This is a genomic window from Limimaricola sp. G21655-S1 (genome assembly GCF_027213785.1).
Lineage (GTDB): Bacteria > Pseudomonadota > Alphaproteobacteria > Rhodobacterales > Rhodobacteraceae > Limimaricola.
In genome coordinates this window covers 1-238 of the sequence record NZ_JAPWGO010000492.1, presented here as the reverse complement: position 1 = coordinate 238, position 238 = coordinate 1, and the positions used below count along the sequence as shown (strand labels likewise).

The 238-nt window shown below is 71.0% G+C and carries 1 protein-coding gene; it reads left to right on the top strand.

Annotated elements, in window-relative coordinates:
• Positions 1 to 238: VC0807 family protein (locus O4G76_RS21570; protein WP_269399123.1), on the top strand; the 238-nt coding region annotated here is incomplete at both ends.

Genomic DNA, 238 nt, shown 5'->3' with positions numbered 1-238 from the left:
ACCCGACCTGGCGGCCAACCTGTTGCTGCCGTGGTGGGTGTACGACGCCTGCCTGCCGGCCTGGGGCGAGCGTGGCGCGCTATTGTGGTCTGCCTTGCCGCCGCTGCTGTGGAGCTTGTGGGAGCTGTACCGCTATCGCCGGCTGGACGCGCTGAGCATCGTGGTGCTGGCCGGTATCGGCCTGTCGCTGCTGGCGGCGTGGGGCGACGGCGACGCACGATGGCTGCTGGTGCGCGAG